The sequence below is a fragment of the Streptomyces sp. NPDC102490 genome, assembly GCF_044765285.1.
In the GTDB taxonomy this organism is placed as follows: Bacteria; Actinomycetota; Actinomycetes; order Streptomycetales; family Streptomycetaceae; genus Streptomyces.
Genome location: NZ_JBIWJU010000003.1, coordinates 63,074 through 87,399, shown reverse-complemented (window position 1 = coordinate 87,399; position 24,326 = coordinate 63,074). Strand labels below are relative to the sequence as shown.

Below are 24,326 nucleotides of genomic sequence, written 5' to 3'. Positions count from 1 at the left end.
TGGATCATTCCCGGGACCGGACGCATTACCCGCCGGGTAATCGACCGCGCCCGCGCCGGGCGGGATCGTGGAGTCAACGGGCTCCGGACCGGCGCACTCCGGCCCGGGGCCCGGCCCCACCCCAGCATGTCCGACCCGACGGAGAGTGACTCATCATGTCCACACACCAGCTTGCCGCAGTCGCCCGTACGGCCGAGCCGCGGCTGATGCTGCGCCGCTTCCTCGCCCTCGACGCGGCGGTGACCGGGGCCAACGCGCTCGCCTACCTCGCGCTCTCCGGCCCGCTCGGCCGCCTTCTCGGCGCCGGCTCCGGCCTGCTCCTCGCCCTCGGCGCCTTCCTCGCGGTCTTCGCCGGGTGCGTGGGCCTGCTGGCCACCCGCCCCCGGCCGCCGGTGCTCGCCGTCCGGGCCGTCGTCGAGGCCAACCTGGCCTGGGCGGCCGTGAGTTTGGTGGCGCTCGTCCTCTGGCTCACGCCCACCACGGCCGGAGCGGTGTGGGCGGTGCTCCAGGCCGCCGTCGTCGCCGGGTTCGCCCTGCTCCAGTACGGCGCCCTGAGGCAGCGTCAGGGCAGCAGCGAGTGAAGGTAGTCGACCGTCGCCGGGTCGGCCGGGAGCAGCGTCTCGATGGCCAGCTCGGCGACCGTCACGTCCATCGGGGTGTTGAAGGTGGAGATGGACGAGATGAACGACAGGACGTGGCCCTGGTGCTCGATCTGCATCGGCAGCGCGAAGTACGGCACCGGCTCGTCCGGCGCGGCGCCCGGCGCGGACTGCGGCACCGGATACGCCGCCACCTCGTCGTACAGCTCCCGCAGCGGCCGCGAGCGGTGCAGGGCGATCTGCCGCTCCATCTGCTCCAGCAGGTGCCCGCGCCACTCGCGCAGATTGCGGATGCGCGGCGCCAGGCCCTCCGGGTGCAGCGTCAGCCGGATCGCGTTCAGCGGCGGCGCGAGCAGGTGCTCCGCGACGCCGTCCATCAGCATCGTGATCCCCCGGTTGGCCGCCAGCACCTGGTACGTCGCGTCGACTACCAGCGCCGGATACGGTTCGTAGCCCCGGATCAGCCGCTCCATGCCCTCGCGCAGGGCGCCGAGCGCCGGGTCGTCCAGGGGGGTCTCCGGGTAGCGCGGGGCGTAACCGGCCGCGAGCAGCAGCGCGTTGCGCTCCCGCACCGGGACGTCCAAATGCTCGGCGAGGCGCAGCACCATCTCCTCGCTGGGCCTCGAACGGCCCGTCTCGACGAAGCTGATGTGGCGGGCGGAGGAGTCGGCGCGCAGTGCCAGCTCCAGCTGGCTGACCCGCCGCCGCTCCCGCCAGGCCCGCAGCAGCGGGCCCACGCCCCGGTCGGTGGTGGGCGCGGTGGCGGACATGAGTGCGGTCATACGCAGCACGGTAGTCGACCGCGGGCCGCGCCGGAGCGGCGGTGCTGTGGCACGCTGAAGCGGACCCGACCGTCGAGCACCACCAGCGAAGGAGCGCAGCACATGCCCGTCGAACCGCTGTCGCCGCAGGAGATCGAGGAGCACCTGGCCGCCCTGCCCGGCTGGTCCCTCGACGCCGGCCGCCTCACCCGCTCCTACCGGCTCGGCTCCCACTTCGCGGCGACCGCGATGGTCGTCCACATCGCCCAGGTGCAGGAGGAGCTCGACCACCACTCCGACCTGACCCTCGGCTACGACACGGTCGCGCTCGCCGTGCACACCCACAGCGCGGGCGGCGCCGTCACCGCGAAGGACGTCGAGCTCGCCCGCAGGGTGGAGGACCTGGCCGCCGGTCACGGGGCACACTGACGGTGTGCTCGACTACGACAAGGAAGCGGAGCGGTACGACGACTCCCGCGGCGGCGAGCCCCGGGCCGCGGCGGCCGCCCGGGCGGTGCTGAACCTGGTGCCGCGGCAGGCCCGCCGGCTGCTCGACGTGGCCTGCGGCACCGGCATCGTCACCCGGCGGATCGCGGCCGGACGCGACGGCCTGCGGGTGACCGGCGTGGACCTGGCCCCCGCCATGGCCCGCCGCGCCGCCGCCCGGCTGCCCGGCGCCGTCGTCCTCGCCGACAGCCGCCGACTGCCCTTCGCCGGGGCGGAGTTCGACGCCGTCACCAGCGTGTGGCTGCTGCACCTGGCCGGCGGCGCGGAGAACGTGCGGGCGATCGTCGCCGAGTGCGCCCGGGTGCTGCGGCCCGGCGGGACGTACGTGACCACGGTCGACAAGGGCGCCTCGCACAACGTGGGCAGCGACATCGACGCCGTGCTCGCCGCCCGCCCGCCCAGCATCGCGCACGACGCCGCCCACCTCGTCGAAAAGTACGCCCGCGAGCACGGCCTGACCCCGGCGGGCCGGGCCCGCTTCACCGGCCACGGCCAGGGCCGCAGCCCCCGCCGGACGGTCGCGGACCTGCGGCGCGGCTGGTTCGTCACGCTGCCGCCGGGCGAGCCGCTCGCCGAGGAGTTCGCCGCGCGGCTGGCCGCCCTGCCGGACCAGGACCGGCCCCGGCCCGACCCGGTCTTCACCCTCGCGGCGTTCAGGAAGTCGTAGCCGAGGGGCGGCAACCCGGCTGCCCCGGGCGGCGACTGAGAGGCGGAATCCGTCCGTCCTCCAGGAGGTTCGTCCCGTGAGGCACCCCCGCACCGGCTCCCGCGTTCCCCGCACCCCCCGCAGACGCCCCCACGTCCTGGCCGCGGCCCTCGCCGCCGCCGGGCTCGTGGGCGCGGGCCTGACGACACTGGCCCCCGACACCGCCGAGGCCGCCACCGCGCGCCAGGTCGAGGCCCTGGACCGGGGCGTCGTCAGCGTCCACACCGGCGACGGCAACCTGGTCGGCTGGCGCTGGCTGGGCACCGACCCGGACACCGTCTCCTTCAACGTCTACCGGGCCGGCACCAAGGTCAACTCCAGCCCGGTGACCGGCTCCACCACCTATTTCCACGCCGGCGCCCCCGCCCAGGCCGACTACACCGTCCGCGCGGTCGTGAACGGTACCGAGCAGGGCGACTCCGTCCACGCCATCCAGTTCCGCGCCGGCTACAAAGACGTACCGATCAGCCCGCCGTCCGGCGGCACCACCCCCGACGGCGTCTCCTACGGCTACGAGGCCAACGACGCGTCGGTCGGCGACCTCGACGGCGACGGCGCGCTCGACCTCGTCCTCAAGTGGCAGCCGACCAACGCCAAGGACAACTCCCAGTCCGGGTACACCGGCAACACGATCGTCGACGGCATCCGGCTCGACGGCACCCGCCTGTGGCGCGTCGACCTGGGCCGCAACATCCGCTCCGGCGCCCACTACACCCAGTTCCAGGTGTACGACTACGACGGCGACGGCCGGGCCGAGGTCGCCATGAAGACCGCCGACGGCACCAGGGACGGTACCGGCGCGGTCATCGGCAGTTCCTCGGCCGACCACCGCAACTCCTCCGGCTACGTGCTGTCCGGCCCCGAGTACCTGACGATGTTCGACGGGCGGACCGGCAAGGCCATGGGCACCGTCGACTACGTCCCCGCGCGGGGCTCGGTCTCCTCCTGGGGCGACTCCTACGGCAACCGCGTCGACCGCTTCCTCGCGGGCACCGCGTACCTGGACGGCTCCCGGCCCTCCGTGATCATGGCGCGCGGCTACTACACGCGCACGGTGATCGCGGCCTGGGACTGGCGGGGCGGGCAGTTCACCCGCCGCTGGACCTTCGACACCAACTCCTCCACCAACAGCGGCAAGGGCTACGACGGCCAGGGCAACCACCAGCTCTCCGTCGCGGACGTCGACGGCGACGGCCGGGACGAGATCGTGTACGGCGCGATGGCCGTCGACGACAACGGCAACGCCCTGTGGACCACGAGGAACGGCCACGGCGACGCCCTGCACGTCGGCGACCTCGACCCGTCCCGCGCGGGCCTGGAGGAGTTCAAGGTCGACGAGGACGCCTCGAAGCCCTCGTCGTGGATGGCGGACGCGCGCACGGGCCAGATCCTGTGGTCCACCGGCGCGAGCGGCGACAACGGCCGCGGCGTCTCCGGCGACATCTGGTCGGGCAGCGCGGGCGCCGAGTCCTGGTCGTCCGCCGAGAGCGGCATCCGCAACCCCAAGGGCACCGTCGTGAACAGCCGCAAGCCCTCCAGCGCCAACTTCCTGTCCTGGTGGGACGGCGACACCGTCCGCGAACTCCTCGACGGTACCCACGTCGACAAGTACGGCAGCTCCGGCGACACCCGCCTGCTCACCGGCTCCGGTGTCGCCTCCAACAACGGCACCAAGGCCACCCCGGTCCTCGCCGGGGACCTCCTGGGCGACTGGCGCGAGGAGGTCGTCTGGCGCACGTCGGACAACACCGCCCTGCGCATCTACTCCACCCCGTACGACACGGACACCCGCGTCACGACCCTCCTCCACGACACCCAGTACCGCACCGCCCTGGCCTGGCAAAATACCGCTTACAACCAGCCCCCGCACCCGAGCTTCTTCCTCGGCGCGGGCATGCCCACGGCGCCGAGGCCGTCGGTCTACACGCCCTGATCCGCACGCGCCCGCGCCAGGCGGTGCGGGCGCACCGGTCGCGGAGGCGGGAGGGCGCGTCGCCGGCACGCGCCCTCCCGGTCGGTCATCTCCGAGCGCAGACCCGGTCGCCCAGCTCGAACGACGCGGGTTTCGCGTTCGTCCCCGACCCGCTGCCGGTGAAGCCGAAGCCCACCGACGCGCCGGGCGCCACCACGGCGTTCCAGCCGAGGTTCCTCGCCGTCTCCGTCGTGCCGGTCCGGGAGTGTTCGGCGTTCCACATCTGCGTCACCTTCTGGTCACCCGGGAACGTCCAGTCGAGGGACCAGCCCTTCCACGCCGACGTGCCGGTGTTGGTGAGCCGGACGTCCGCCTGGAAGCCGCCCGGCCACTGGTTGGTGACCGTGTACGTCACCTCGCAGGCGCCGGGCCCGGGGTCCGGTCCCGGATCGTCTCCTCCCGCCGGGTCGCCGTAGACGACCCCCCGGCCGTTGGTCGACACGTACACCCGGCCGTAGACCCGCGGGTCGCCGGTGATGGCCGCGCCGGTCCAGCCCCACTGGTGGGCGTCGTCGTTGACCCGGGTCCAGGTCGCGCCCTTGTCGGTGGAGCGGAAGATGCCGCGCACCCCGCCGATCTCCGCGCTGGTGAAGAGGGTCTGGTAGGAGGCGCCCGGTGCCGCCTTGCCGAAGCCGACGGTGTCGGCCGCGTCGACACCCGGCAGCTTGGCGAAGGTCTTGCCGCCGTCCGTCGAGTGCCACAGGCCGTACGGGCCGCCCGCCGCACCGCCCGCCAGCCAGACGTCGCCCTTCCCGCCCGGCAGCGCCTTGAAGCGGACGCTGTCGCCGGCGGGCAACCCGGTCGCCGCCGAGGCGGTGAAGGTCGCGCCGCCGTCCGTACTGACGTAGAACGTCCCGGACTTGAAGCCGTAGAAGGTCGCCGGATCCACGCGGTCGGACTCGACGACCGCGCCCGCCGGGATACCGGACGACGCCTGCCACGAGGTGCCGGGGCCGGTCGTGTAGTGCACGCCCGTGCCCTCCGGGCTCCACACGAAGCGGCTGCCGTCCGCTCCCGCCGCGACCGTGCCGCCGCCGCTGACCCCCGCCGGGTCGGTGCCGCCGGTCCAGGTGGCGCCGTTGTCCGTGGAGAACGCGATGTGCGGGCCCGAGTCGAGGTGGCCGGCCCGGACCACCGTGTCCGGGTTCTTCTCCGCGAAGTCCAGACTCGTCGTGGTGGTGAAGTTCGGCGAGGTGTACATCATCGGCGGGACCTCGGTCAGGCTGGTGTGCCGGAAGCCGCCGATGTCACCGAGCGCGCTGAGCAGCGGGGCACCCGACGGAGGCGAGGCCAGGTCGTTGACCGCCGTCTCCTCCAGGCCGCGCACCATCGGCTCGATCCTGAAGGTGCCGCCCGCGTCGTCCCAGGCGGTGAGATCCTCCGTGCCGTAGATCGTGGCGCCCGTGCCGTACATCATCCGGTCCGAGTCGAACGGGTCGATCTCCAGCGCCTCCGTCATCCAGCCCAGCTTCGGCGTCTGCTCGGGCGGCGCGGGGTTCGCGCCCCAGGTGAGCCACGGAGAGGAGGACACGTCCATCGTGTAGCGGTTCTCGCGCTCCGGGTACGACGTGTAGCGCCACGCCTGGGTCCAGCTCGCGCCGCTGTCCCTCGAGCGGAAGATCTGCGTGTCCGGCCACCACGAGCTGTACGCGGTCGCCATCACCGTCCCCGGGTGCTGCCGGTCGACGGTCAGGCCGCTGAAGCCGTAGGAGGTGTCCGCCTCCGCGACCGGGCTGATGTCCGTCCAGGTGCCGGTCGCCGTCGCGTACCGGTACAGCCGGCCCTTGCCGCCGTCGTACGGGCCGCCGGTGTCGCTGTAGGCCAGGTAGAGGTAGCCGTTCTCGGCGTCCAGCACGCCCTTGTGGGCCAGGTAGCCCGTCGGCTGCCCGGCGAGCCGCTCCCAGCTCGCGCCCGCGTCCGTCGAGCGGTAGACCGCGTTCTCCTTGTCGGCGACCCCGACGTAGACCGTCTTCGTCGGCGTGCCCGCGCCGCCGGTCGACTCGTCGAAGGTGACCCAGGTGATGCCCTGGTTGTCGGAGGCGTAGCCGGACGTGTCGCCCGGGTCCTGCGCGTAGTCGCCGGGGTTCGGGAAGGCCGTCACCTCGGACCAGGTGACGCCCGCGTCGGTGGACCGCCACAGGCCGTGTCCGCTGGGCGCGCCCAGGTACAGCACGTCGTTGTCGTGCGGGTCGACGGCCAGGCGCTCGCCCATGCCGCGGCCCGGCATGTTGCCGCCCAGCTTGAACGGCAGGTCCGTCTTCTCCCAGCTCGCGCCCCGGTCGGCGGAGCGCAGCACCGCGCCGTTCGCCGGGTCCCAGTCGTTGGTGTACGTGCCGACCGCCGCGTACACCCGGTCCGGGTCGACGGAGTCGGAGGCGACGCTGACCACGCCCGTGTGGCCCCAGTCGTCCCAGCCGACGTGGTCGAGCAGCGGCGTCCAGGTGTGGGACGCCTCCTGCCAGCGGTAGGCGCCGCCGATGTCGGTGCGGGCGTAGGCCAGGTCCTTCTCGGTGCGGTTGAAGACGATGCCGGGGACGAAGCCGCCCCCGTCGATGCGGGCGTTCTTCCAGGTGTAACCGTCGGCGGCGACCGCCGCCTTCGGTGTCTGAGCGGCCGACGCGGTGGGCGCGCCGCCCACCAGCAGCCCGGCCGCGAGGGCCAGCACAAGGGTGAGGGTCCGGGTTCTTCGCACGGTGGGGAACCGTCCTTCCGTCAGGAACAGAACACATGCGAGGACCGGGCGGCCCCGGCGTGGTCGGGGCCGCCCGGTCAGGTGGTCTCGTCGTCCGGTGACAAGACCGTGTACACGGAGCCGTCAGGCGCACCGAGGAGGAGGCGGTGCCCACCGCGCCCCTGCAAGGGGCGCGGGGAACTGCGCGGCCAGCCACACACGGCCGGCAGCCGTAAACGAACCGCCCAACCCGCGGAGCGCCTCGCGGGGGCTATTCCAGTAGCTCCGCGTACGAACCCATGGCGAGGGCTATGTCCGCCTGGGCCCAGAACCGGTGGTACGTGAACGTGGGCGCGGCACCGCCCTGGAGGTAGCTCTCGATCTTCGACCAGGCCGGGTCGTCCTGGTAGAAGGAGCGGATCGAGGCGAAGGTCGACGAGTTGTCGATCTTGTCGCCGTTCGGCATGGTGCCGCTCCAGCCGTTCGGGACGTAGACGCCGTCGTCGAAGCGGTTGTAGTCGGCGCGGGTCTCCGGGACGGCGATGCCGAGCGCGTCCTGGTTGTTCTCCCACATGCCGTCGAGCAGCGCCTTGGCGGTCGAGGCCGCCGCGGTGTCGCCCGAGCGGTCGGCGTAGTACGTCAGGGTCTTGGCGTAGGCCGCCGCCACACCGACGTCGTTGGTGTAGTCCGCGACCGTGACGTGCAGGTCGCCGTTGTCACCCGGGGACGAGGCGTTCCAGGTGTCGGGCTTGCCCGACCACTGGAGCGTCGACGGGATCCGGAAGGTGCCGTCCGGGTTGACGGTCGTCTCCGAGAGCGCCCAGTCGACCCACTTGTCCAGGACCGCCTTGGCATCGGCGTCACCGCTCTGCTGGTAGTACTCGGCGACCCGCTCCATGGACCACGCCTGGAAGCCGAACCACTGGTTGGACGGCGGGTCGTGGTACACCGGCTTCTCGTCGTAGTACATGCCGTAGAAGGTCGGCGTACCGGCCGGCGGCGTCGCGTAGCGGCCCGCCCAGCTGTTGGTCGCGCCGCCCGCGATGCCGCCCTCGTCGGACTGGAGCCAGCGGTAGAACTCCACCTGCCGGTCGAGGGACTTGGCCCAGTCCGACTGGCCCGTCGCCGACTTCGGCTTCAGGTCGGCGTCGGTGCTCAGCGCGTAGGCGGCCAGCGGGTTCTGGTAGCCGCCGTGGGTGTGGCTGGAGCCGATGCGCCAGGCCCAGCCCGCCGAGGTGTCCACCGCGCCGCCCCAGGCGTAGTACCAGGACAGCAGGTAGTGGGAGGAGTCCTTGCCGCTGCCGGCCGGGCAGCTCGACGGACCGACGCAGTTGCCGATCTTCTTGAAGTACTTGTCGAACATGGCGTAGCGCAGGTAGTCGCCCATCTTCGCGGCCTTGCCCAGGGTCGCGGAGATCTCGCCGCTCTTGCCCTGCTCACCGGCCCAGATGTCGGCCCAGTACGCGGCCTGCACGGCGCGGGCGTCGGCGTCCGGGGCGTTGGTGAACTTCCACTGCTTGGCGTAGGAGGCGTCACCGGTGAACAGGTCCAGGTAGCCGTTCTTCCCGCCGTACTTGAACGCGTCGCAGGTCGGCTGCGGCACCGTCTCCCACACCGACTCCTGCGCGCCGCGCTGGAAGGTGTTGATGTAGGACGGACCGGTGTCGGAGGGACCGGCCTCGCACTTGCCGGGCGAGTTGCCGTAGCCGTAGGTGTTGTCGACGTCCTGGAGCCAGTGCATGCCGTACACGTCGTCGGTGCCGTACGCCGACTTCAGCTCACCGGCGATCGGGTCCGAGCCCACCGACACGGTGCCGTCCAGCGGCGCCGGGTACTCGTTCGGCGTGTCCAGCTCGGGCGCGTAGGTCGCCGGCTTCGAGGCGTTGTAGGAGGAGTTGGTCGGCTGGTCGGCGTGGGTGGGGATCATGTACTTCTCCATGATCTCCCAGGCGTTGTTGAACTTCGTCCAGTCGCCGGTCACCTTGCCGTACATGGCCTGGAGCCACAGCAGGTAGCTGTACGTCTCCGACGTGGACTCGTGGCCGTGGTCCGGCGCCTCCACGATGAGGGTCTCCACCGAGTGGTACGGGATGCCCTCGGGCGAGAAGTAGCCGTTCGCCGGGTCGGTGATCTTGCCGTACAGCTCCAGGAAGCGGGCGTCGTAGTCCTTCGCCGCCGCCAGCTGGGTCACGGTGACCGCGGCCTTGCCGTGGCCGGGGGCCGTGGACTCGAAGACCGCCGAGCCGCTGCCGGAGGCGTCCGCCGCGACGGTCACCCGCTGGGCGGTGTCCCAGTTCGACGGAGTGAAGGTGAGGCTCGCGCCACCGGTCAGCGTCAGGCCCGTGTTGCCGCTCGCGCGGGAGGTCGTGACGGTCACGTTCGCCGTCGGCTGCTTGGACAGCTTGACCTCGTAGGTCCCCGACTCGCCCTGCTGGACGCCGAGTTGACTCGGCGAGGCGACCACGGTCGGTCCGGCGGCCACCGTGACGCCGACCGGGGTCGAGTCCGCGGAGGCCCCCATGCTGTCGTAGGCCTTCGCCACCAGGGAGTGACTGCCCACGGTCAACCCGGAGGCCGAGTAGGTGTAGGGCGAGCTGGTGTCGGTGCCCAGCAGCCTGGTGTCGTCGTAGAACTCCACCTTGCTGATCGTGGCCCCGTCGGCGGCGGCCGCCGTGGCCGCCAGGGGCACCGCCTCGCCCTGGGAGTAGACGGCGCCCGCCTGGGGGCTGGTCAGCACGGTGATCGGCGGTTGGTGCGCGCCGGTGCAGGAGGTACCGTTGACCGCGAAGCCGGTCGGCGCGGCGTTGCTGCCGCTGTACGTGAACTGCCCGCCGGTGGAGACGGCGGCCCCGGCGGCGATCCGCGCGTTGTACGAGGCGTTCTTCACGGTGACGTTGCGGCCGGACTGGGACCAGGTGCCGTTCCAGCCGTTCGTGAGCTTCTGGTTGCCCGCGTAGGAGTACGTCAGCGTCCAGCCGTCGATGGCGTCCGTGCCGTGGTTGGTCAGCGTCAGCTGTGCGGTGAAGCCGCTGCCCCAGTCGTTGGTCTTGTAGTCCACGCTGCACTGGAGTGCGGCCGCCTGGGCCGGAGTCGAACCGGTGCCCAGCATCGTGAGGGGAAGTGCGAGCGCCGCGAGCGCGGCGGTCCACCAGCGCCGCGCGGTGCGGCGTCCGGGTCTGTGTCCTGGGTGCATGGTGCTGGTTCCTCCTTGCGGCTCGGGGAGGGGAGTGGGGGAGGAGCAACAAGCCTTGAACCAGTGGGAGCGCTCCCATAGTGGGGAGGGTGCCTGGTGCGGTCAAGATGTGTGGAGAGTCGAAAAGATTCGACGGGTCCGGCGGGGAGAAAGTCGGTAACTCCTCTGTTCTTTGCCGTCACTTGGCGCTACCTTCGCTGCACCAGTGGGAGCGGTTCCACCAGTCGACGCGTCCGTCACGGCGCGTCCGAACTGCAAGGAGTCGCTCATGCGCCACCCCCCGTTCCACCCCTCGCGTTCAGGACTTTTAGCCGTTTCCGTAGCTGTGGCCGGTACCTGTCCGACGCCCTGCCGGCCGGTGCGCCGGCTCGCTCATCCCTCGGGCCGCTCCGCCGTGCCCGCGGGCCGTTCCTGACCTCCGATCACCACGGCACCCCCATGCCGATCGGCAGCGGGCCGCGCCGACGCGAGCGCGTCCCGGGACGACAGCAGCACCCCCACGAAAGAAGGAACCCGCACTCATGACCCGTACCAGAACCGCGATGCTCGCCGCCCTGACGCTGGTCGCCGGCGCCTCCGGCACGGCACTGGCCGCCCATTCCGCGAGCGCCGGAGCCGCGGCCGCCGCCTGCACCGTCGACTACAAGGTGCAGAACGACTGGGGAAGCGGATTCACCGCTGCCGTGACCGTCACCAACAACGGTGCCGCCACGTCCAACTGGTCGCTGGGATGGAGCTACGCCGGCAGCCAGAAGGTCACCAACAGCTGGAACGCGAAGGTCAGTCAGAGCGGTGCCGCCGTCACCGCGGCCAACGAGTCCTACAACGGCACGCTGTCCACCGGCGGTTCGGCGAGCTTCGGCTTCCAGGGCACCTACAGCGGCAGCAACGCGATCCCGGCCACCTTCACCCTCAACGGCGTGACCTGCAACGTGGACGGCGGGACCGACCCCACGGATCCGCCCACCGACCCGACCGACCCGCCGACCGACCCGTCCGACCGGGTGGACAACCCCTACGCCGGCGCCAAGGGGTACGTGAACCCGGAGTGGTCCGAGAAGGCGGCGGCCGAACCCGGCGGCAGCCGGGTGGCCAACCAGCCCACCGGCGTCTGGCTGGACCGGATCGCCGCCATCGAGGGTGCCAACGGCGGTATGGGCCTGCGCGACCACCTCGACGAGGCGCTGAAGCAGAAGGGCTCCGGCGAGCTGTACGTCCAGCTCGTCATCTACAACCTGCCGGGACGTGACTGCTCCGCCCTCGCCTCCAACGGCGAACTGGGCCCGACCGAGATCGACCGGTACAAGACCGAGTACATCGACCCGATCGCGGAGATCCTCTCGGACTCGAAGTACGCGGGCCTGCGGATCGTCACCACGGTCGAGATCGACTCGCTGCCCAACCTCGTCACCAACGTCTCGGGCCGGCCGACCGCCGTGCCCAACTGCGACGTGATGAAGGCCAACGGCAACTACCAGAAGGGCGTCGGCTACGCCCTGAACAAGCTCGGCGACATCGGCAACGTCTACAACTACATCGACGCCGGCCACCACGGCTGGCTCGGCTGGGACGACAACTTCGGCGCCTCGGCCGACATGTTCAAGACGGCGGCCACCACCGAGGGCGCGACCGTCAACGACGTCCACGGCTTCATCGTCAACACCGCCAACTACAGCGCGCTGAAGGAGGACAACTTCAAGATCACGGACAGTGTGAACGGCACGTCCGTGCGCCAGTCCAAGTGGGTGGACTGGAACCGCTACACCGACGAGCTGTCCTACGCCCAGGCCATGCGGGAGAAGCTGGTCTCGATCGGCTTCGACTCGAAGATCGGCATGCTCATCGACACCTCCCGCAACGGCTGGGGCGGCACCCAGCGGCCCACCGGCCCCGGCGCCACGACGAACGTCGACACGTACGTCAACGGAGGCAAGTACGACCGCCGCATCCACCTCGGCAACTGGTGCAACCAGTCCGGGGCGGGCCTCGGCGAACGGCCGAAGGCCAACCCCGAGCCGGGCATCGACGCCTACGTGTGGATGAAGCCGCCGGGTGAGTCGGACGGCGCGAGCAAGGAGATCCCGAACGACGAGGGCAAGGGATTCGACCGGATGTGCGACCCGACGTACACCGGTAACGCGCGCAACGGCAACAACATGTCCGGTGCCCTCCCGGACGCCCCGCTCTCCGGGAAGTGGTTCTCCGCGCAGTTCCAGGAGCTCATGAAGAACGCCTACCCGCCCCTGTCGTGAGCGGATTCCCGCGCGCGCGGCGCGGGTGAGCCGTCGGGGTCCGGTCCTTGCGGGCCGGGCCCCGGTGGCCGCTCCATTTTTGCGGGAGCGGCAACACCGGTTGCACCCCGTCGGTGAGTCGTCGCACGCTGGCGGCACCGCGAACGGGAGGCTGACCGGCATGGCGCACGACCACCATCACCACGACACCCACGGCCCCGCCCACGGACAGGGACACGGGCACGGGCAGGGACACGAGCACGGGCAGGGACACGGGCACACGCACGACCACGCCGACATCGACTGGGCCGAGATGGCCCCGCACCTGGAGGCGCAGGCCGAGCTGTACACGCCGTTGTACCGGCAGGCCCTGGACTGGCTGGCCCGGGAGGTGACCGAGCCCGGCCTGGTCGTCGACGTCGGCAGCGGACCCGGCGTCGTCTCCTGCCTGTTCGCCGAGACCTTCCCCGGCGCCCGCGTCGTCGCCGCCGACGGCGCCGGACCGCTGCTCGACCGGGCCCGTGCCCGTGCCGGACGCCTGGGGTTCGCCGACCGCTTCGGCACCCTCGCCGGGGACCTGCCCGGCGCACTGTCCGAGCTGGAGTACCCCGCCGACCTGATGTGGGCCAGCCAGAGCCTGCACCACCTGCCCGACCAGCGCGCGGCCCTCGCCGCTCTGGGCGGGCACCTCGCACCCGGCGGCACCCTGGCGATCCTGGAGGGCGGACTGCCCGCCCGGTTCCTGCCCCGCGACATCGGGATCGGGCGCCCCGGGCTCCAGGCCAGGATCCGCGCCGTGGAGGAGGACGCGTTCGCCGAGATGCGCGCGGACCTGCCGGACTCCGTGGCCGAGACCGAGGACTGGCCCGCGATGCTGACCGCCGCCGGACTGAAGCACACCGGCACCCGCAGCTTCCTCCTCGACCTGCCCGCGCCCCTGTCCGACGCCGCCCGCGACTACGTCACCACGTCGCTGTCCCGGCTGCGTGAGCGGATCGGCGAGCGTCTCGACGCCGAGGACCGCGCCACCCTGGACCGGCTGCTCGACCCCGCCGGCGAGGCGGGCGTGCACCGGCGTCGGGACGTGTGCGTGCTGGTGGCGCACACCGTGTACACGGCGGTCCGGACGGTCTGACGCCGGGGCTTGACTTCGAGAGCGCTCCAAGTGATGGACTCCCCGCTGTCCGTGAGGGAAGCAGTACCAGACACAGGGGGACCCATGACCGACACACCGGTCACGCTCATCACCGGTGGCGGCAGTGGCATCGGAGCCGCCGTCGCCCGGCGGCTGCTGGACGCGGGGCAGCGGGTGGCCGTCACGGGACGCGGGGAGGCGAGGCTGCGGGCGTTCAGCGCGGAACTCGGTGACCCGGAGGGCCTGCTGACGATCCGGGGCAGCGCCGCCGAGCACGCCCAGGTGGTGTCCGCGGTCGAGGCCACGCTGAAGGAGTTCGGCCGACTCGACACGGTCGTCGCCAACGCCGGTTTCGCCACCCACGACTCGGTCGCCGAGGGCGACCCGGCGGGCTGGACCGAGATGGTGCTGACCAATGTGCTGGGCCCGGCCCTGCTGATCAGGGCGTCCATCGACGCGCTCAAGGAGACCGCGGGCGGATCGTGCTGGTGGGCAGCGTCGCCGGCTTCGTGAACACGCCGGGAAACATCTACGGCGCCACCAAGTGGGCGGTGACCGGCCTCGCCGAGAACACCCGGCGCGAGGTGACGCAGTGGGGCGTGGGCGTCACCCTGATCGCGCCCGGCCGGGTGGAGACCCCGTTCTGGGAGGCCACCGGCGGACTGCCGCCCGGCGAGCTGCTCACCGCCGATCAGATCGCCGACTCGGTCGTCTGGGCCATGACCCAGCCCGCCGGGGTCGACGTCAACACCGTGGTCGTACGGCCGCTGGGGCAGCCCAACTGACACACGCGGGACACAAGGGGGAGGGGCCCGGCCGCGCTCGCGGCCGGGCCCCTCCCGCAGGACGCGGTTGTGGAACCACTTAGGAGTTGACGTCCGCCGGGTCCGAGCCGAGACGCCGGTCCTCGTTCAGCGCGCTGATCGCCGCGAGGTCCTCGGTGTCCAGGGTGAAGTCGAACACGTCGATGTTCTCCTTGATCCGGGACGGCGTCACGGACTTCGGGATCACCACGTTGCCCAGCTGGAGGTGCCAGCGCAGCACGACCTGGGCCGGGGTGCGCCCGTGCTTCCGGGCGATCGCGACGATCGCCGGGATGTCCAGGATGCCCTTGCCGGAGCCGAGCGGCGACCAGGCCTCGGTGGCGATGCCCTGCTCCGCGTGCACCTCGCGGGCGGCGTGCTGCTGGAGGTGGGGGTGCAGCTCGATCTGGTTGACGGCCGGGATCACCGACGTCTCGGCGGTCAGCCGCTCCAGGTGCTCCGGCAGGAAGTTGGACACGCCGATGGCGCGGACCCGCCCGTCGGCCAGGAGCTTCTCGAACGCCTTGTAGGTGTCGACGTACGTCCCCTTGGCCGGCATGGGCCAGTGGATCAGGTAGAGGTCGAGGTACTCCAGACCGAGCTTCGCCATCGAGGTGTCGAAGGCGCGGAGGGTGGAGTCGTACCCCTGGTCGCTGTTCCAGAGCTTGGTGGTGACGAAGAGGTCCTCGCGGGCCAGCCCGGAGGCGGCGATCGCCCGGCCGGTGCCCTCCTCATTGCCGTAGACCGCCGCTGTGTCGATGCTGCGGTACCCGGCCTCCAGCGCCTGGGCGACCGCCGTCTCGGCCTCGTCGTCCGGCACCTGCCAGACGCCGAAGCCCAGCTGGGGCATCTCGACGCCGTTGTTCAGGATGATCGGGGGGACCTTGCTGCTCACGAGCTCTTGATCCTTCGGTTGTGGTCAGGTCGTACTCGTATGGTCAACGATCACGAGCCCCGACGCATTCCTGACCGTGGAACTCACGCGGTGTACAGCGCCTCGACCTCGGTGCCGTAGGCGTTCTCGATGGCCTTGCGCTTCAGCTTCAGCGAGGGGGTCAGCAGCCCGTGCTCCTCGGTGAACGGCTGGGCGAGGATGCGGAAGGTGCGGATCGACTCGGCCTGCGACACCAGCGTGTTGGCCGCGACCACCGCGCGCCGCACCTCCGTCTCCAGGTCGGCGTCGTGCACCAGGTCGGCCGGGGACATCCGCGGCTTGTTGCGCATCGTCAGCCAGTGCTCGACCGCCTCCTGGTCGAGGGTGATGAGGGCGGCCACGTAGGGGCGGTCGTTGCCGACGACGATGCACTGGTTGACCAGCGGATGGTCGCGCACCCGCTCCTCCAGCAGCCCGGGGGAGACGCTCTTGCCGCCGGAGGTCACCAGGATCTCCTTCTTGCGGCCGGTGATGGTGAGGTAGCCGTCCTCGTCCAGGGCGCCCAGGTCGCCGGTGGCCAGCCAGCCGTCGTGCAGGCTCTCGTCGGTGGCCTTGGGGTTGTTCAGATAGCCCTCGAAGACGTTGTCGCCGTTGAGCCAGATCTCGCCGTCGTCCGCGATGTGCACGGTGACGCCCGGCACGGGCTGCCCGACGGTGCCGTAGCGGGTGCGCTCGGGCGGGTTGGCGGTGGCGGCGGCCGTGGACTCGGTCAGGCCGTAGCCCTCGTAGATCTGCACGCCCGCGCCCGCGAAGAACAGCCCGAGGCGCCGGTCCATCGCCGAGCCGCCCGACATGGCGTTGCGGATGCGTCCGCCCATCGCGGCGCGCACCTTGGCGTAGACGAGCTTGTCGAAGAGCTGGTGCTGCATCCGCAGCCCCGCCGACGGTCCCGGCCCGATGCCCCAGGCCTTCGCCTCCACGGCCTCCGCGTACTTCACGGCCACGTCGACGGCCTTCTCGAATGCACCGGCCTTCCCCTCCTTCTCGGCCTTGCGCCGCGCCGCGTGGAACACCTTCTCGAAGATGTACGGCACCGCCAGGATGAAGGTCGGCCGGAAGGCGGCCAGGTCGGGCAGGAGGGCCGCGGCGTTGAGCTGCGGCTGGTGGCCGAAGCGGACCCGGCCGCGGATCGCCGCGACCTCCACCATCCGCCCGAAGACGTGCGCCAGCGGCAGGAACAGCAGGGTCGCCGCCTCGTCGCCCCGCTTGGAGTGGAACACCGGCTCCCAGCGCGCGATGACGGTGTCCGCCTCGTACATGAAGTTGCCGTGGGTCAGCACGCAGCCCTTGGGGCGGCCGGTGGTGCCCGAGGTGTAGATGACGGTGGCCACCGACTCCGGGGTGACCGCCTTGCGGTGCCGGTGGACCACCTCGTCGTCGAGGTGCGCGCCCGCGTCGTACAGCTCCTGCACGGCCCCGGAGTCCAGCTGCCACAGGCCGCGCAGGTGGGGCAGCCGGTCGATGACGGTGGCGATGGTCATCGCGTGGTCCTCGTGCTCCACGACCGCGGCCGTCACCTCGGCGTCGTAGAGCATCCACATGCACTGCTCGGCCGAGGAGGTCGGGTAGACGGGCACCACCTGGGCGCCGATCGTCCACAGGGCGAAGTCGAAGAGGGTCCACTCGTAGCGGGTGCGGGACATGATGGCGACCCGGTCGCCGAAGCGGATGCCCTGGGCCAGCAGCCCCTTGGCGAGGGCCAGCACCTCGTCGCGGAAGGCGGCGGCGGTGACGTCCCGCCACTGCCCGGTCTCGTCCTTGCGGCCGAGCGAGATGTGCCGCGGGTCCTCCTGGGCATGCTCGAAGACGACGTCGGCCAGACCCCCCACCGGGGGCGCCAACGTCAACGGAGGACTGCTGAACTCGCGCAAACCCCGCTCCCCGCTTTTCGACGACCCCCGCACGGCGCGGTGAAAGCTACCCCACCCGACGCGGGGACGGGAGGGGTGCCAAAATCGAACAGGGCTCATGTTCGCGCTGGTCAGCGAGAGAAAATGCGCTCACATGGGGAAGGGTCGGACAGATTACTGACGGATGAGTAAGTTTCGGTGCCGTAATCTCCACCGAATCTGTACGAGCTGCTTACCGCCGGTACGGGGGTGCCGGAACGGCCTCCTCCTCTTTCAGCGCGGGCGTCGCGGAATGTGTCACACCGGCGTCCCGGCCGCCGCGGTCGGCCCTGACCAGGACGAGCACCAGCACCCCGGCGACCGCAGCGACCGCACCCGCGACCGCCGCCGCCGCGTTCAGTCCGGAGGCGAACGCGGCCCGCAGCGCGTGCTCCTCGAACGCGCCCCGCAGGGCTCCCGCCGCACCGCCCGCCAGGCCGTGCGCCGCGTCGTGCGGCAGCGTGTCCTCCATCCGCGAGGTCAGCACCGTGCCGAACACGGCGATGCCGAGCGCGTACCCGAGCTGCCGGAAGGTGTTGACCGCGCCCCCGGCCATGCCGGACCGCTCCGCCGGGACCGCCGCCAGCGCCGCGCCCGCGATGCCGGGCGAGACAAGACCCGTGCCGACACCCACCAGGAGCAGCCCCGGCACCAGGGCGGACGCGGTGGACCCCGCGTCCAGGAACGCCATGCAGAACTGGCCCGCCGCGATCAGCAGCAGCCCGCCCCCGATGGTCAGCCGCGCCGGCACCCCGTGCAGCAGCCGCCCGCCCGCCGCGGCCACCAGGAACGACGCCAGCGACAGCCACACGAACACCAGCCCGCCCCGCACCGGGCTCATCCCCAGCAGCGTCTGGAGCCATATGGAGGTGTACGCCATCACGCCGAACGCCGCCGCGTTGAAGGCCAGCCCGCCCAGCATCACGCCCGAGAACGCGGGCCGCAGGAACAGCCGCGGGTCGAGCAGCGGATCGGCGACCCGGCGCTCCACGGCGACGAACACGCCCAGCGCGAGCGCCGCGAGCCCGAAGGAGGCGAGCGTGCCGCCCTCCGTCCAGCCGTGCGACCCGGCCCGCACCGCCCCGTACGTCAGCGCCCCGGCGAAGGCGGCGAACAGCACCGTCCCCGCCCAGTCCACACGGCGCCCGGCCGCCCCGCGGGACTCCGGCACCACGCGCAGCGTCAGCCAGACCGCCGCCACGCTCACCGGCAGGTTCACCCAGAAGATCCAGCGCCAGCCCGGGCCGTCGGTGAGCAGTCCGCCCAGCACCGGGCCCACGGCCGCCGCCGCGCCGCTGACCGCGCCCCACACCCCGAGCGCCATCGACCGCCGGCGCCCCTGGTAGACCGAGCCGAGCAGCGGCAGCGTGGTGGCGAACATCGCCGCCGCGCCCACCCCTTGCAGCCCGCGCGCGGCGACCAGCATCCCCGGCCCGGTGGCCAGCCCGCACAGCAGCGACGCCACCGCGAACAGCACCACGCCCGCCACGTGCACCCGGCGCCGTCCCAGGACGTCGGCCGCGGCACCCATCCCCAGCAGCAGTGCGGCCAGCGCCAGCGCGTAGCCGTCCATCACCCACTGCAGATCGCTCAGCGACGCGTGCAGCCCCCTGGCCATGTCCGGCAGCGCGACCACCGCGATCGTCACGTCAAGGAGCAGCATGAACGTCCCCAGGCACACCGCCGTGAGCGGCCCCCATGTACGCATGTTCCGTCTTCTTCCTGTGTGCTACGAGTGTCTCTGCCTCCGTACGATGGATCGGCACCGGCAGATTGACCCCGTTCATGGCGCTCCCGTGACGGAATTCGATGGGAGAACCCGTGCTGCGGATGGAATCCGACACCTTCGACGAACTCGACCTGAGGGTGCTCGCCGCGCTGGAAGTCAACGGCCGGGCCTCCTTCAGCCGCATCGGCGCGGTGCTCGGCGTCTCCGACCAGACCGTCGCCCGCCGCTACCGCAGGCTGTGCGCGGAGGGCGGGCTGCGGGTGGTGGCCGTCCGGGACGCCGAGCGGCTCGGCCAGGACCACTGGACGCTGCGGCTGCGCTGCGTCCCCGACAGCGCGCTCGCCATCGCGGACGCCCTCGCCAAGCGGCCCGACACCAACTGGATCGGGCTGGCCGCGGGCGGCACCGAGGTCGTCTTCGGCACCCGGCCGCGCAATCCCGGCGACCGGGACGACCTGCTCCTCGGCAAGCTGCCGCGCACCCCGCGCGTCCTGGAGATCCACGCCCACCAGATCCTGCACCGCTTCTACGGCGGCCCGAGCGGCTGGCTCGGCAAGTTCGGCGTCCTCGGCGACGACGAGGTCGCGGCGCTGCGCCCGGACGCCGGATCGCGCCCGCCGGGGCCGGCCCGCATCGACCCCGAGGACGAGCCGCTGCTCGCCGTCCTGGAGCGCGACGGGCGCGCCGGACTCCCCGAACTCCAGCGCGCCACCGGCCGCTCCGAGTCCGCGGTCAAACGCCGTCTGGCCGCACTGCTCGGCTCCGGCGCCGTGTACATCGACGTGGAGTACCACGTGGAGATCCTCGGACATCCCACCGCGGCCGTGCTGTGGCTCACCACCAGCCCGGCCGCGCTGCACCGGGTCGGCGAGGCCCTCGCCGCGCACGACGAGATCGCCCACGCCGCCGCCACCGCGGGCCCGTCCAACATCGTCGCCACCGCGGTCTTCCGCGACACCGCCGCCCTCTACGCCTACCTCAGCGGCCCGCTCGGCCGCCTGGAGGGCGTCCAGCACGTGGAGGCCTCGCCGTTCCTGCGCCGGATCAAGCAGCTCATCTATCCGAGCCCCGTGCGCTGAGGCCGGTGCAGCCGGTCGCCGCCCGCCAGGATCGCCGCCGCCAGCGCGTCCGCGGCGCCCTGTGCGGACGGGCGGCGCCGGCCGTGCACCAGCACGAAGTCGACGCCGCCCAGCTCGGGCAGCCCGGCCCGGTCCGGCACCCGCACGAGACCGGGCGGGACCAGACCGCGCGAGTGCGCCATCACGCCCAGGCCCGCGCGGGCGGCCGCGATCAGGCCGTTGAGGCTGCCGCTGGTGCACGCGACGTGCCAGGCCCTGCCCTGGCGTTGCAGGGCGTCCAGGGCCAGCGCGCGGGTGATGCCGGGCGGCGGATAGACGATGAGCGGCACCGGCCGGTCCGGGTCCAGGCGCAGCCGCGGCGCTCCGATCCACACCAGCCGGTCGCTCCACACCGGCTCGCCGCGCGGGTCCTCGGGCCGCCGCTTGGCCAGCACCAGGTCCAGCTTCCCGGCCGCCAGGTGCTCGTGCAGCGTGCCCGACAGCTCCACCGTCAGCTCCAGGTCGACCTCGGGGTGGTCGTGCCGGAAGGTCTCCAGGATCTCTGGCAGCCGGGTCAGCACGAAGTCCTCGGACGCGCCGAACCGCAGCCGTCCGCGCAGCCGGGTGCCCGTGAAGAAGGCCGTCGCCTGCTCGTGCACCTCCAGGAGCCGGCGCGCGAACCCGAGCATCGCCTCCCCGTCCTCCGTCAGCTCCACCGCGTGCGTGTCCCGGTCGAAAAGCTGCCGCCCGGTGGCGTCCTCCAGGCGCCGCACGTGCTGGCTCACCGTCGACTGGCGCAGCCCGAGCCGCCGGGCGGCCTGCGTGAAGCTCAGCGTCTGGGCCACCGCCAGGAAGCTGCGCAGGTGGGAGGGGTCGTACATGCCGCCAGACTAGCGTGGTCATCGAGAGTCGTGATGACAGTCAGAGCGGTATACCGGATTCCCGATCGCCGGGCGGGGGAGCACGATGGAGCGGGGACCCGTGACCCCGTCGAACCAGCGGAACGAGTGAGCAGCGAGCAAGTGGAGCACCGTGAAACACCTGCGTTGGCCGCGCCGGATGCCCATCGATCCGTACGTCCTGCTGCTGCTCGGCACGGTGGGCCTGGCGGCGCTGCTGCCGGCCCGCGGCACGGGCGCGGACGTCGCCTCCGGCGCCTCGACCGGCGCGATCGCGTTCCTCTTCTTCCTCTACGGCGCCCGGCTGTCCACCCGTGAGGCGATGGACGGCGTACGGCACTGGCGGCTCCACGTCACCGTGCTGGCCTGCACCTTCGTTCTCTTCCCGCTGCTCGGCCTGGCGTCGCGCGCGCTGGTGCCGGTCTTCCTGACCGACCCCCTCCACCAGGGCCTGCTCTTCCTCACCCTGGTCCCGTCGACCATCCAGTCGTCGATCGCCTTCACCTCCCTCGCCCGCGGCAACGTGCCCGCCGCCATCTGCGCCGGGTCCTTCTCCTCGCTGGTCGGCATCGTCGTCACCCCGCTGCTGGCCGCCGCCCTGCTGGGCGGCGGGGGCGGGTTCTCCGCCGACTCGCTGGTGGAGATCGTGCTGCACCTGCTGGTGCCGTTCGTCGCCGGGCAGCTGCTGCGCCGCTGGATCGGGGGCTTCGTCGCCCGGCACAAGAAGGTGCTCGGGCTCGTCGACCGCGGCTCGATCCTCCTGGTCGTCTACACGGCGTTCAGCGAGGGCATGGTCCAGGGCATCTGGCACCAGGTGAGCCCGGTGCGGCTGGGCGGGCTGCTGGTCGTCGAGGCGGTCCTGCTGGCCGTGATGCTGCTCGTGACCTGGTACGGGGCGAAGGGCCTCGGCTTCGGGCGCCAGGACCGGATCGCGATCCAGTTCGCCGGGTCCAAGAAGTCGCTCGCCGCGGGACTGCCCATGGCGAGCGTCCTGTTCGGCGCCCATGCCTCGCTGGCGGTCCTGCCGCTGATGCTCTTCCACCAGATGCAGCTGATGGTGTGCGCGGTGATCGCCAAGCGGCGGTCGCGCGACCCGGAGGCGGCTGCGTCCGAGGAGCCGGCCGCCCCGGCGCGCACCGCGGTCGGCACCGGCGGCCGTCCCGGCTGAGGCCCGCCCACCCGCGCGGTGCCGGTCAGCCGCCCGTGCCCGCCCCGTCCACCCGGTCCAGGGGCAGGTGCAGGACGGTGTCCCCGGTGCCGGCGGGCGGGTCGCCCGCGGCGATCTCCGCGTCCGTCAGGGCCCGGTCCCACACGTGTACGTCGTCGACGGCGCCGGTGAAGCGGGCCCGGCCGTCCATCCGTTCGCCGATGTGCACCCCGAAGGGCGAGTTCCGGCTGACCGAACCCGGCACGTCCGCCGTGTCCGCCGTCGCCGCACCGTCGACGAACAGCGTGAGCCGGCCCCCGCCGCGCCGCAGTGCCAGACGGTGCCACCGCCCGTCGTCGAGGGCCCGGTCGGTGCGCACCCACGCCGAGCGCGGGGCCGCCGCGCCGTCGCGCGCGGTGATCAGGCCCTGCACTCGCCCGTTGTCGGGCTCGGCGCGCAGCCACACCTGGGGCTGGGTCGTGCCGATCCCGCCCATCCACAGCAGCGGCTGCTCCCCGCCGGCCGCCGAGTACCGGAACCGCAGCGCCGCCGTGAAGTCCCCCTCGCCGAGCGCCAGCCGCCCGTCGTAGGGCAGTCGGACGGCGTCGTCGGTGCCGTCGAACGCGAGCGCGTCGCCCACCGCGCCGTCCGTCGTCCCGGCGCCGCCGAGCACGGCCGCGGGCGCCGCGCCGGGCGCGAGGTCGGGGGTGGTGGGGTCGGCGGGCCGGCGCGGCGCGAGCCAGTCCTCGGTGAAGCGGGCGAAGCGGATCTCGTCGCGGGCGTCGGACGTCCCGCCCTCGTACAGCAGGCCCACGGTGCCGTCGTCGACGGCCACCAGGTCCGAGTAGCCCGCCCAGTCCCGGGTGACGACCGTGCCGCGGTCCACGCCGTCCCAGGTCGCGCCGCCGTCCCAGGAGGAGCGGACCGTCATGGTCCGGCGGCGGTCGGGGTCGGCCGGTGCGGACAGCAGGGTGCGGTCGCCCAGGCGCAGCACCGCGCCCTGCACCTGCGGGGCGTACAGGTCGGGCAGGGCCCGGAAGGGGGCCGCGAAACTGTCGCCGCCGTCGTGGCTGAGGGCCTGGGTGCGGTGGCCGAGGTCGGTGCCGTTCTCCTCCCGGCCGCTGACCAGGAGGGCGCCGTCGGCGCGTTCGGTGAGGGTCAGTTCGGAGGGCTTCTGCCGGAAGGTGCCGTCGGCGGCGACGGGCCAGGTGTCGGTGGCGGCGGTGCGCCAGTGCTCGCCGCCGTCGTCGCTGACCACGAGGGCGGCGTGGTTGGCGGTGAGGCGTGCGCCGTCCCAGGTCTCGGCGTTGACCCCGACGACGAGCCGGCCGGGGTGGGCGCCGCCGGTGAGCTGGACACCGTGCCCGGGGCCGGTGGCGTACCAGGAGTTCCAGTCGGGCGGCAGGATCTCGGGGCCCAGGTCGCGGGGCGCGGACCAGGTGCGGCCGTCGTCGTCACTGTGCTGGAGGTGCGGTGTGCGGGCGCAGGGCACCGCGCAGTTGGCGCCGTCCGCGCGGCCCGCGTTGTACGTCTCCAGCAGGAGGACGCGGCCGGTGGCACGGTCGACGACCGGGGCCGGGTTGCCGTGGGTGTCGCCGCCGCCGTCGTTGACGACCTGGAGCGGGCCCCAGGTGCGTCCGCCGTCGGTCGAGCGTTTGAGGACGACGTCGATGTCGCCGGCGTCCCCGCAGTCGAGGAGGCGGCCCTCGGCGAAGGCGAGCAGGGTGCCGTCCGTGGTGCGCACGATCGCCGGGATGCGGAAGCAGGCGTACCCGCCGGGATCGCGGGCCGCGTCGAAGAGCACCCGCTCCTCGAACCCGGCCGCGCGGTCGCCGGGTCGCGCGTGCGCCGGGGGAGGGGACAGGGCCAGCGCGCACGACGCGGCCAGGGCGAGCCAGAGGGGGTGGAGAGGTCGGGGCGGCATGGCGCGGTCTGCCCTTCGGGCGGCTGGCGGGAGGGGGTTCCTTCGTCCGGACATGAGTACAAGAGGCGTCCCGTGTCCGCGGGGACCGCGCCGGTTCCCGCGTGTCGGGCTCCGGCCGGGACACACCGGGGCCGCGTCCGCGTACGGCCGCCCGGCGCGGTCGAGGCG

16 protein-coding genes and 1 pseudogene are annotated in these 24,326 nt (G+C 72.5%); 9 read left to right on the top strand and 8 right to left on the bottom strand.

Going from position 1 to position 24,326, the window contains the following annotated elements; translation table 11 throughout:
* The first annotated feature begins 155 nt into the window (after positions 1 to 155).
* Entirely contained in the window at positions 156 to 581 is a 426-nt protein-coding gene (locus ACIRGB_RS07045; RefSeq protein WP_403859460.1) for a hypothetical protein, read from the top strand.
* Here the strand turns inward: ACIRGB_RS07045 and ACIRGB_RS07040 are convergent.
* Positions 563 to 1,381 carry a helix-turn-helix domain-containing protein gene (locus ACIRGB_RS07040; RefSeq protein WP_403859458.1) on the bottom strand — a complete coding sequence of 273 codons (819 nt, stop codon included), beginning with the start codon at positions 1,379 to 1,381 and terminating at the stop codon, positions 563 to 565. The genes ACIRGB_RS07045 and ACIRGB_RS07040 overlap by 19 nt on opposite strands.
* Before the next feature lie 102 nt (positions 1,382 to 1,483).
* On the opposite strand from ACIRGB_RS07040, the gene ACIRGB_RS07035 reads away from it, so the two are divergent.
* The 3 genes from ACIRGB_RS07035 to ACIRGB_RS07025 all read left to right on the top strand — a co-directional run bounded on the left by ACIRGB_RS07035 (position 1,484) and on the right by ACIRGB_RS07025 (position 4,506).
* The gene (locus ACIRGB_RS07035; protein WP_030178335.1) at positions 1,484 to 1,789 is read left to right on the top strand and encodes a 4a-hydroxytetrahydrobiopterin dehydratase; all 306 of its coding nucleotides are present in this window, start codon (positions 1,484 to 1,486) and stop codon (positions 1,787 to 1,789) included.
* A gap of 4 nt (positions 1,790 to 1,793) precedes the next feature.
* Positions 1,794 to 2,534: a class I SAM-dependent methyltransferase gene (locus ACIRGB_RS07030; RefSeq protein WP_403859455.1), complete on the top strand. Its 741-nt coding sequence runs from the start codon at positions 1,794 to 1,796 to the stop codon at positions 2,532 to 2,534.
* Positions 2,535 to 2,610: 76 nt separating this feature from the next.
* Positions 2,611 to 4,506 carry a rhamnogalacturonan lyase gene (locus tag ACIRGB_RS07025; RefSeq protein WP_403859453.1) on the top strand — a complete coding sequence of 632 codons (1,896 nt, stop codon included), beginning with the start codon at positions 2,611 to 2,613 and terminating at the stop codon, positions 4,504 to 4,506.
* 85 nt (positions 4,507 to 4,591) lie between these two features.
* Here ACIRGB_RS07025 and ACIRGB_RS07020 read toward each other — a convergent pair whose 3' ends face one another.
* Both ACIRGB_RS07020 and ACIRGB_RS07015 read right to left on the bottom strand, forming a co-directional pair.
* The gene (locus ACIRGB_RS07020; RefSeq protein WP_403859451.1) at positions 4,592 to 7,237 is read right to left on the bottom strand and encodes a cellulose binding domain-containing protein; all 2,646 of its coding nucleotides are present in this window, start codon (positions 7,235 to 7,237) and stop codon (positions 4,592 to 4,594) included.
* A 250-nt stretch (positions 7,238 to 7,487) separates the two neighbouring features.
* Positions 7,488 to 10,409, bottom strand: coding sequence for a glycoside hydrolase family 48 protein (locus ACIRGB_RS07015; protein WP_403859449.1), 2,922 nt, complete (start codon positions 10,407 to 10,409; stop codon positions 7,488 to 7,490).
* A 521-nt stretch (positions 10,410 to 10,930) separates the two neighbouring features.
* Here ACIRGB_RS07015 and ACIRGB_RS07010 point away from each other — a divergent pair.
* From ACIRGB_RS07010 to ACIRGB_RS07000, 3 genes and pseudogenes are all read left to right on the top strand, one after another.
* Positions 10,931 to 12,661: a glycoside hydrolase family 6 protein gene (locus ACIRGB_RS07010; RefSeq protein ID WP_403859447.1), complete on the top strand. Its 1,731-nt coding sequence runs from the start codon at positions 10,931 to 10,933 to the stop codon at positions 12,659 to 12,661.
* A gap of 160 nt (positions 12,662 to 12,821) precedes the next feature.
* A complete protein-coding gene (locus tag ACIRGB_RS07005) occupies positions 12,822 to 13,775 on the top strand; it encodes a class I SAM-dependent methyltransferase (protein ID WP_403859445.1) in 954 nt (317 codons plus the stop codon).
* Positions 13,776 to 13,859: 84 nt separating this feature from the next.
* A pseudogene (locus ACIRGB_RS07000) lies at positions 13,860 to 14,560 on the top strand (SDR family oxidoreductase).
* A 79-nt stretch (positions 14,561 to 14,639) separates the two neighbouring features.
* On the opposite strand, the gene ACIRGB_RS06995 reads toward ACIRGB_RS07000, so the two are convergent.
* The 3 genes from ACIRGB_RS06995 to ACIRGB_RS06985 all read right to left on the bottom strand — a co-directional run bounded on the left by ACIRGB_RS06995 (position 14,640) and on the right by ACIRGB_RS06985 (position 19,109).
* Positions 14,640 to 15,473 (bottom strand): aldo/keto reductase, encoded by an 834-nt coding sequence (locus tag ACIRGB_RS06995; protein ID WP_403859443.1) that lies wholly within the window; start codon positions 15,471 to 15,473, stop codon positions 14,640 to 14,642.
* Between the two features lie 83 nt (positions 15,474 to 15,556).
* On the bottom strand, positions 15,557 to 17,383 hold the full coding sequence (locus ACIRGB_RS06990) for an AMP-dependent synthetase/ligase (RefSeq protein ID WP_403859441.1): 1,827 nt from the start codon (positions 17,381 to 17,383) through the stop codon (positions 15,557 to 15,559).
* 211 nt (positions 17,384 to 17,594) lie between these two features.
* Positions 17,595 to 19,109 carry an MFS transporter gene (locus ACIRGB_RS06985; protein ID WP_403859439.1) on the bottom strand — a complete coding sequence of 505 codons (1,515 nt, stop codon included), beginning with the start codon at positions 19,107 to 19,109 and terminating at the stop codon, positions 17,595 to 17,597.
* Positions 19,110 to 19,210: 101 nt separating this feature from the next.
* On the opposite strand from ACIRGB_RS06985, the gene ACIRGB_RS06980 reads away from it, so the two are divergent.
* Complete coding sequence (locus tag ACIRGB_RS06980; protein ID WP_403859437.1) at positions 19,211 to 20,209, top strand: Lrp/AsnC family transcriptional regulator; 999 nt, start codon at positions 19,211 to 19,213, stop codon at positions 20,207 to 20,209.
* Here ACIRGB_RS06980 and ACIRGB_RS06975 read toward each other — a convergent pair.
* Positions 20,188 to 21,069 (bottom strand): LysR substrate-binding domain-containing protein, encoded by an 882-nt coding sequence (locus ACIRGB_RS06975; protein ID WP_403859435.1) that lies wholly within the window; start codon positions 21,067 to 21,069, stop codon positions 20,188 to 20,190. The genes ACIRGB_RS06980 and ACIRGB_RS06975 overlap by 22 nt on opposite strands.
* 151 nt (positions 21,070 to 21,220) lie before the next feature.
* On the opposite strand from ACIRGB_RS06975, the gene ACIRGB_RS06970 reads away from it, so the two are divergent.
* The gene (locus ACIRGB_RS06970; RefSeq protein ID WP_403859433.1) at positions 21,221 to 22,255 is read left to right on the top strand and encodes a bile acid:sodium symporter family protein; all 1,035 of its coding nucleotides are present in this window, start codon (positions 21,221 to 21,223) and stop codon (positions 22,253 to 22,255) included.
* Between the two features lie 25 nt (positions 22,256 to 22,280).
* Here the strand turns inward: ACIRGB_RS06970 and ACIRGB_RS06965 are convergent, their stop codons facing one another.
* Positions 22,281 to 24,158, bottom strand: coding sequence for an exo-alpha-sialidase (locus ACIRGB_RS06965; protein ID WP_403859431.1), 1,878 nt, complete (start codon positions 24,156 to 24,158; stop codon positions 22,281 to 22,283).
* Positions 24,159 to 24,326: the final 168 nt, after the last annotated feature.